The following is a 7,833-nucleotide window of genomic DNA, read 5'->3' on the forward strand; positions in this document are numbered from 1 at the left end:
GACGAAGATCCTGTCGGGCAGCATATCTGACCTCCACCTCATGGACAGGTTGAATGAAGGAATGTGGGAGCGTAGACTCTGCGAGATGTGGGAGGGTTGACCACCATGAGCTTATGTGGAGATCCAAAGGTGCAACCATACTTTACCTAAGCATCCACTTTTTACAGAGAGTGGTTTAGGTGGAGACTTTTTCGCGCCTTTACCAGCCCCATAAATTTCTTCCTCTACAACTTCGTTCCATCTAGATGTTATCTGTGAAGAAGAACACTTGGTCCAAAGCTAAGAAAACGAGAGCATTTAAGAGAAAAGCGATTCTCCATAGAGGGAGATTAGTTATAACAAAATATTCCCAAAATAAGGGATTTCATTTGATATAATCATCTTAGCAGTTGATCAAAACGGTTGTTGTTTTCATAAATGGGTATCTAAGCCGCGCAATATGATAACGAAGGGTAATACGCGCTGCCTCATCGACAAAGAAGAAGACGGAGGGATTAATGAATATTAAACTTGAAAAGCTGATTTATGCCTTAAACCAACGGTTTAAGAAGGATATCACCGCGGCCGACTGCCAAACTATGCCGCTGCAGGGCGGAACCGTGGGAAATGTGTACCTGGTATCGGGGAGCGCCCAAACCGCAGAAGGTGAAATATTGCCGTACCGTATTGTACTGAAGGTCCAAAAGAAATGGGAGCGATACGGCGATCCGGGTTCATGGCGTCGGGAATACGATCTGTATTCGTCTGACTTGGGGGCGGCTTTCTCGGAAGCCCTCCGCTGGCCGACATGTTATTATGCCGAGTTCAATGCCGAAATTAATGAATACCATCTGTGGCTGGAATACATCGATGGAGTAACCGGATTAGACTTGACCAGTGAAATGTATGAAAAAGCCGCAAGGGAGTTAGGGCGCTTTCAAGGGAAACTGTATGCTCTGCAACCCGCCGTGCTGCAGAGCCTGACCAACCTGAGTCATGCAGATCTAATGAAGAATACGTATTTGCATTACCGGTCATGGCCGGTCGTTTATGATTATTTACGATCGGAGGACTGCGAATTGCCGCTGCACGTACGGCAAATGCTCATCGACATCGATGAGCAAGCAGATGAGATATTCGACCGTATTGAAAAATTGCCACTTGTTCTTTGTCACAGGGATTTCTGGGTAACCAACCTTATCTATGCTGATGGCAATTTCGCGCTCATTGATTGGGATACCAGCGGATGGGGCTATCTAGGTGAGGATCTCGCAAGTCTGATTGCGGATGAACCGGATATTGATCACATGGTTGAACATTATCAGCGATGCATCCCTGCATATTACAAAGGCTTTTCAGAATATACGGATATATACCCAATCGCTGACCATTGTGTGTACGAAATAATGCTTCTTGTATTCGGGTACAGGCTTGTGGAGGGGTACCTTCACACAGAGGTTGATGATAAGAAGAGGAAGCATGTCCAAATTCTCCAGAAAATCTATGAAATGAAGACTATCCCTTTAATCATCCCTTCTGGTTAAATAGCCTAAACTAACGGGACATAGATAAATAAAGGAAACTGATGAGGCTGCCACGAATACGTATGGCAGCCTCGTTAAGCTAATGGGCAGGGTAGCTCCAACTAATGGTACGGTTAGGTAGTGTAACCAAGCTGTTTAACAACGAGATAGGGTGAATTTAATGATAGAGGTATATGCACTGAAAGATAAGGCTGAGTATTTTGAAAGAGCTGTACAGTTGTTTTGGAATCAATGGGGTGCCGAAAAGAATTTTATGTTTTATCACGATTGTATACTTCATTCAATAAATACTGGTAGTGACCTGCCAAGCTTCTATATCGCATTAGAATACGACTCAATTATCGGTACATACGCTTTATTGCGCAATGATTTGATTTCTCGGCAAGATATATTTCCGTGGCTTGCCTGTTTGTATGTTTCTCCTGAATATAGGGGGAGGAAGATCGGGTCTTTATTGCTGAAGCATGCTCTTCAAGAAACGGAAGAAAAAGGCCACTCCAAACTCTATCTTTGTACGGATTTGAATGGCTATTATGAGAAATACGGCTGGAATCATGTTACTGATGCATACATTTTTACTGGTGACAAAACAAAGGTGTATGAGGCCCCGGCGTTCAACTAACTGGGAACAATAGCGCAATAACACAGTGAAGGCTGCAGAAAAATAGTCCAATGATGATGCCAGATGCAGAAAATCATTTAACCTTGAATTCATAGTTCATTCTTAAGTAATGACCATCATTAATGGATATTGCATCTTGGGATTGCCTAACTTATTACGCCACCACAATCAATAAGAACGCCTTGTCGCAAAACTTCTACTTTAACTGCAAACCATATAGCATTGTCAAAGTCGGCTTCCGTTTAAAGAATTTTATCCCGCTCAAACATGATCAAATCCCCCTTGAAAGGCCACAAATTTTCAGAATAGACTGCAGCCGAGTTATCCTAAAATCAAAGATTTGCTCTAAATAGGTTGTTGAAAGAAGCTCTGCTTCTGGATTTAGAGAAATGTATTTAAATTGTTTTCTAAGATGGCAATATAAAGAGTTATTTACAACAAACTGAATGACCTCTGCGTCATTCAGTTTGTTGTTACTGTTGAAGTTAATTCACATGCATATTTATGCAACAAGGCTGAAAATTTTTTTCTAACGAATTTTGTAACAAAACGCTAAATTCGCCGTGGCCCACTTCAGATTCTAATCATTTTTGGAACAACAAAAACGGAGCCAAGCGAGTTTGCCGGTTCCGTTTTCTAATTAATTATGGAATATCACATTATTATTATTGTGAGTTGTAAGTTAAAATGTCGCTAGTTGGAACATGAAATGTCATTGAGTTGGAAGATGCATGTCGTTAGCCCGTGCCTTGTAAGCACGGGCTTTTTCTTGATTATTTCCATTTTACCCTGATGTATTTACTTACTCAATTTTCATGATAAATTGAAATGTATTTATAATAAAACTTGGAATATGAAATGTCGTTTATTAGATAAATATCCATGGCAATATGACGAATGAGTTCTGATGTGAAGTTAAAATAAAGTTGTAGACTGAAAAATAAAGTATTAGACACGAAAATAAAGTTTTAGACTGGCCGTAGGCATTAAGCTAACGGGCAGGTTAACGCAAACGTAGATGCCACTTTTAGTGTATTATTATCTGATAAGAGGATGATTAACATAAAAATTTTGTTTATATGTAGCAGAAACAAATGGCGAAGCCCAACAGCCGAAAAAATATTCCATAAATATAATGGTTATGATGTGAGGTCTGCTGGGACAGAAGATGGTGCTAGGATTAAGGTAACAAGTGGGCACATTGGTTGGGCAGATCTCATATTTGTAATGGAAAAAAAGCATTTGAGCCGACTCAAACATAAATTTGGATCAACACTTAACGAAAAGGCGATCTGCAACCTAGATATACCCGACGATTATGGTTTTATGGATGAAGAACTAATTGAAATACTTAAAGCTAGAGTATCAGAATATATAGATGTCCCAGAGTAGTGAGTCTCGATAAAAAGGTGTTATTACTATGAAACGTTTTTTGTCCCTCCTATTCAGATATTTCTTATTAAAGTAACGGCGAACGATCGTGCATAAACAAGGGACAGATCGCCACGGCAGGTAGCCGAATATTCTTTCCCCAGGGGCCTGTAAGTCGTGTAAGTCATTTGAATCGTTTTGAGCAAACTGGATAAACTATCCACGATATCTTTTAATGAGAGTTGGAGGGGCATAGATCATGTTAAATTTATCCGAGCTGGAGAATGTTCATGCGGATATTGAATCCGTTCACGAGGTTGTTCAAAGTTTGAAAGCTAGAGTTGATGGCATTTCTATTTGTATTCATATTCTCAAAAATCGTGAGGGCAGTTACTTTCATGAGCTCAGTCACTTTTACAAAGGTGCCGATAATGCTGGTCCTGTTTATGCGGAATCCATGGAAAACAGCTATAAAACGCTAGAGGAAGCTGCAAAAGGTGCACTTCAAGCTGCTATAATGAGTTATCGAAGCACGGATGAAGGCGGGCATTGGGAGCGGAACGATTCATTTGTTCAATAGTTCCGCGTTATCGGCACATAACGGCGAGAATCATCCGCGGCCTATAGCTGTCCGGTGACAAGAACATGGTTGCATTAAAAGTCGCTTGTGAAGCGGCTTTTTCTTTTTATGTCCTCAAGTTCTTGTCAAAATCAGATGGACAAGAACTTGAGGACATTCCCGATTTTGACAAGAACATTATGACATTCTGACGGATCGAGCTAGAATATGGATAACTATGTATTCTTGATTACTTCAGTTTCTGGTTGATCTAACTTGCGGGGTGCTAAATACAAACCCCGGCGTGAAACGGTAGCCGCGTTATGCTAACGGGCAGATTGCTTGAGTACGAATATGCAATTGGGAGAAGAAAAAGTTATGAAATACTTTGAATACCTCGATTCTAATAAGAGAAGTCTGGTCGAACAGATAGAACTTATATTTACATTGTATCAAGTACAGCCAGTCGGCAGTGGATATATTGATTGTATTATTATGAGAAATAACTTGAAGCCGTTTATCGATGAGATTTCAGCAATAGGTGTGATTATCTCCGATGTCTCATGGTGGTGTTATTTTGACCCACTAAATCCCAAAGGATGTCCGCATGGGATGGGAGGTCCGAAGTCCGAGTATTATGATGGTTGGTTCAGTGAGTTGCAGAACGATATGTTTGAAGCAAATAAGGAAAAAGTAGATGCACTTATCAATTCTTATGACAAGCGATGTGTCAAATCAACCAACATGCAGACATTAGAAGAAATCGAAAATACACTTAAAGTACCTTTCAGATATACACATAGTGAATACATCCCAGGGAATGAGTGTGTTGTGACGGGGATATGGTTGCATGTTCCTGATGACTGGAAGCGGTATTAATGTTGGTTGATCAACTAAGCTAACGAGGAACGATAGTAAGATAAAGGAAACTGATGAGGCTGCCACGAATTTGTATGGCAGCCTCTTTACGCTAATGGGCAGTAGAGTTTGATTATAAACGATTTTAATGGTCTGGAGGATGGATAATGCCAATTTCGACTAAAAGATTATCTAATTTTGACCAAGTAAAGTTACTTGATTCTGAGTTTTCAAAGTACTATCCGTGGTTCTCAATAAGCGATTATCATGAGAGATGTTTATCAGAAAATGAAATCGGCTTGAGAGTAACATTATTGGCTTATGATAACGATGAACTCGCAGGATGCAGTCATTTGCTTTATGAATCAAATTATCCTTACTTTTTGGACAACAAAATACCTGAAATTAACGATCTGAACGTGTTCCCACATCATAGAAATAAGAGGATAGCTAGCAGATTGTTTGACGAATTAGAGGAAATCGCAGCTAAAACAACGCAATTAATCGGCTTAGGTGTAGGGCTATACAAAGACTATGGAAATGCTCAACGAATGTATTGTAAGCGGGGTTATGTTTTAGATGGAAATGGCATATCGTATCAAAATAATGAGGTTAAGCCTGGAGAAACAGTTGTAGTTAATGATGAATTACTGTTGTACCTGGTTAAAGAGCTCTCTAATAGTAAAAATTAACCTACTGAGGAGTAAGCGGTGATGACATCTTTGCACTAATGGAGTACGTTAAGAGTTTAGCAATCCAGGGAGCAGCTTAATGCGAGGCAACTGCTCCCTTTGCCATTAAGCTAAAGGGCAGGATAACGCAACCATTTATTGCATTATGACGTCGTTTATTAAAGGGGGCTGATTATGAATAGACGAGGTATATTGTATCTTCTGCTCATTATTGTATTTATTTCCGGGTGTGGTGATTCAGGAAGTTCATTATCAAAATCAAGTGCAGACTGGGCATATAGTTTTGTAATCTGGAATGATGATATTTATGAAATCCTTAAAGATCAAGTGGACCCCGAAGACATCGGCGATGAAATCGGAGAAATCAAAAAATATTCAGACTCTGAAGGGATGTACTCAAATGGGTTTTCTAATATGTATCCTGAAGGCACAAAGCTTTATAAAATCGACGGTGTAGAAACTTCAGAATATATCGCCATAAAATTAGGAGAAAAACAATTTATAAAGGCGAAGGATAACGGGAAGTACGGAGCTAAAAGTTAGCTGAGAACATTTCGCTAACGGAGAACGCAGTGAAATAACCAGGGAGCAGGATCGCCGCTGCAGCTGCTCCCTGGTTTTTATTGAAGTAACGGGCAGGATAGTTCAATCGATTCCCGAATATGTAATATATTAAGGCGTTTACTAAGATTGCAAGTTATACATTAAATCAATATGGGAGTTGATCTAGATGTATAGTAATGATCTTCTTGAAAGAATGGATTACATTCAGGTTTCGGTAACTAATCTAGCGGAGTCGGTAAGGTGGTACAGTGACCACTTTGGATTCAAAGAAGATTTTAATAACGGGAAGTTATCGGTCTTGTTACCGTTTACTGATGCTACACCCGTTGGTTTACCGACTCTTTTGTTAAATCAGGCTGGTAAGAATCCCAATTGGTTCGTAGATAGTATAGGCGACAAACATGCCATGCACGGGTTTCATACCAAGAGAATAAAAGAGCTATACCAGCATTGTCGGGAGAAGAATATTGAATGCTCAGAAGTATTGGATGAGGGATTTGCTTTTTTCTTAGAGTTTTATGATCTAGACAAAAATATGTTTTCAGTAATTGAATTGAAGAATTAATATAGGATGCTTCTGTTTCATGGTTAGCAGTATATAACTGTTTAACCACGCTTCGTTCGATGCGGCCGTCGGTTCGATACGATCTTCATTCAGCTAACGGAGAAGTTTAGTGGAATTAATATCATTTGCATAAATGCTTGCAACCACCTTTCATTAGGACGTAAAAGGGATAAAGCAGAAAGGATGAGCGCATATTTCTACCCGAATGGCTTTATTCCGAAAAATGAAAATGCCTAGTTCTATTTTCTTCGTCTCCGTTCTCCTCGTGTCCATCTTGACGGGCGTCTTGTCGAAACCCTATTTCACGGACCGCGTCTTCTACCTGTACGAGGATACGTACAAATTCGCCAATGAACAAGATCGTCTCGTTACCTATCATAGCAGCACGTCCGATCCCGTCCAAGTACGCACCGACGACGAGCTGCACCGCACTGTGATCATTGGCGGGCAGTCCTATGGGATTGCAGACAAAAGCGTTACTTACTCTACTAAGTACCGCGTTACCTATCCGAACGGCCATGTCTACAGCGTCGAAGATAATAATGGCATGCTCTTGGGCTACGATGACAAAGGCAATATCATCATGGATATTCAGGCGTACTCCAACGGCGAGCGGATCAAGCAGGAAGGGGAAGAGGATTTTCCGCCGTCGGCGCTTGTAAGTTCGGCTTACCCTAGTTACCATGTCAAACGAGGTATGCCAGGGTTTTTGTTTCTTGCCCTCGGGCTGTTGATCTTTGGCTGGTGCAGCTTCCAGTACCAAGCCTTCCAGGATCTGATGTTCCGTCTATCTCCGCAGCGGCTCAATTACGAGAACCCAGTGCCGAGCGACTTCTATTATTTCACGAGCAAGGTTGGCGGCATTGTTGTGATGATCGGTTCGATTTTCGTCGCTTTCAAAGCGTACTAGTTGAGGAACAGTTTTTTCCTAGAGGACAAGATAAGAGGCTAGTTCATTACGAACGGGCACGATAGTGAAGGAGCTGCTTTTGATGCAGCTCTTTTTACTGTTGAAGTAACGGGCAGATTAGTTATAACAAAACTCTTCCCAAAATAAGGGATTTCATTTGATATAATCA

At 40.6% G+C, this 7,833-nt stretch carries 9 protein-coding genes; all 9 read left to right on the top strand.

Going from position 1 to position 7,833, the window contains the following annotated elements:
- Positions 1 to 497 precede the first annotated feature (497 nt).
- The 9 genes from ACFSUF_RS17340 (at position 498) to ACFSUF_RS17380 (ending at position 7,664) form a co-directional block, all read left to right on the top strand.
- The gene (locus tag ACFSUF_RS17340) at positions 498 to 1,523 is read left to right on the top strand and encodes an aminoglycoside phosphotransferase family protein (protein WP_377604749.1); all 1,026 of its coding nucleotides are present in this window, start codon (positions 498 to 500) and stop codon (positions 1,521 to 1,523) included.
- 160 nt (positions 1,524 to 1,683) lie between these two features.
- The gene (locus ACFSUF_RS17345) at positions 1,684 to 2,145 is read left to right on the top strand and encodes a GNAT family N-acetyltransferase (RefSeq protein WP_377604752.1); all 462 of its coding nucleotides are present in this window, start codon (positions 1,684 to 1,686) and stop codon (positions 2,143 to 2,145) included.
- 1,062 nt (positions 2,146 to 3,207) lie between these two features.
- Positions 3,208 to 3,537 (top strand): low molecular weight protein tyrosine phosphatase family protein, encoded by a 330-nt coding sequence (locus tag ACFSUF_RS17350; RefSeq protein ID WP_377604776.1) that lies wholly within the window; start codon positions 3,208 to 3,210, stop codon positions 3,535 to 3,537.
- 238 nt (positions 3,538 to 3,775) lie between these two features.
- Positions 3,776 to 4,096 carry a hypothetical protein gene (locus ACFSUF_RS17355; RefSeq protein ID WP_377604753.1) on the top strand — a complete coding sequence of 107 codons (321 nt, stop codon included), beginning with the start codon at positions 3,776 to 3,778 and terminating at the stop codon, positions 4,094 to 4,096.
- A 357-nt stretch (positions 4,097 to 4,453) separates the two neighbouring features.
- On the top strand, positions 4,454 to 4,954 hold the full coding sequence (locus ACFSUF_RS17360) for a hypothetical protein (protein WP_377604755.1): 501 nt from the start codon (positions 4,454 to 4,456) through the stop codon (positions 4,952 to 4,954).
- Between the two features lie 146 nt (positions 4,955 to 5,100).
- Complete coding sequence (locus tag ACFSUF_RS17365; protein ID WP_377604757.1) at positions 5,101 to 5,625, top strand: GNAT family N-acetyltransferase; 525 nt, start codon at positions 5,101 to 5,103, stop codon at positions 5,623 to 5,625.
- Positions 5,626 to 5,799: 174 nt separating this feature from the next.
- Entirely contained in the window at positions 5,800 to 6,168 is a 369-nt protein-coding gene (locus tag ACFSUF_RS17370; protein WP_377604759.1) for a hypothetical protein, read from the top strand.
- Positions 6,169 to 6,355: 187 nt separating this feature from the next.
- Entirely contained in the window at positions 6,356 to 6,754 is a 399-nt protein-coding gene (locus ACFSUF_RS17375) for a VOC family protein (RefSeq protein ID WP_377604761.1), read from the top strand.
- 229 nt (positions 6,755 to 6,983) lie between these two features.
- Complete coding sequence (locus ACFSUF_RS17380; RefSeq protein WP_377604763.1) at positions 6,984 to 7,664, top strand: hypothetical protein; 681 nt, start codon at positions 6,984 to 6,986, stop codon at positions 7,662 to 7,664.
- Positions 7,665 to 7,833: the final 169 nt, after the last annotated feature.

Source organism: Paenibacillus gansuensis (genome assembly GCF_042684925.1).
Lineage (GTDB): Bacteria > Bacillota > Bacilli > Paenibacillales > DY6 > Paenibacillus_N > Paenibacillus_N gansuensis.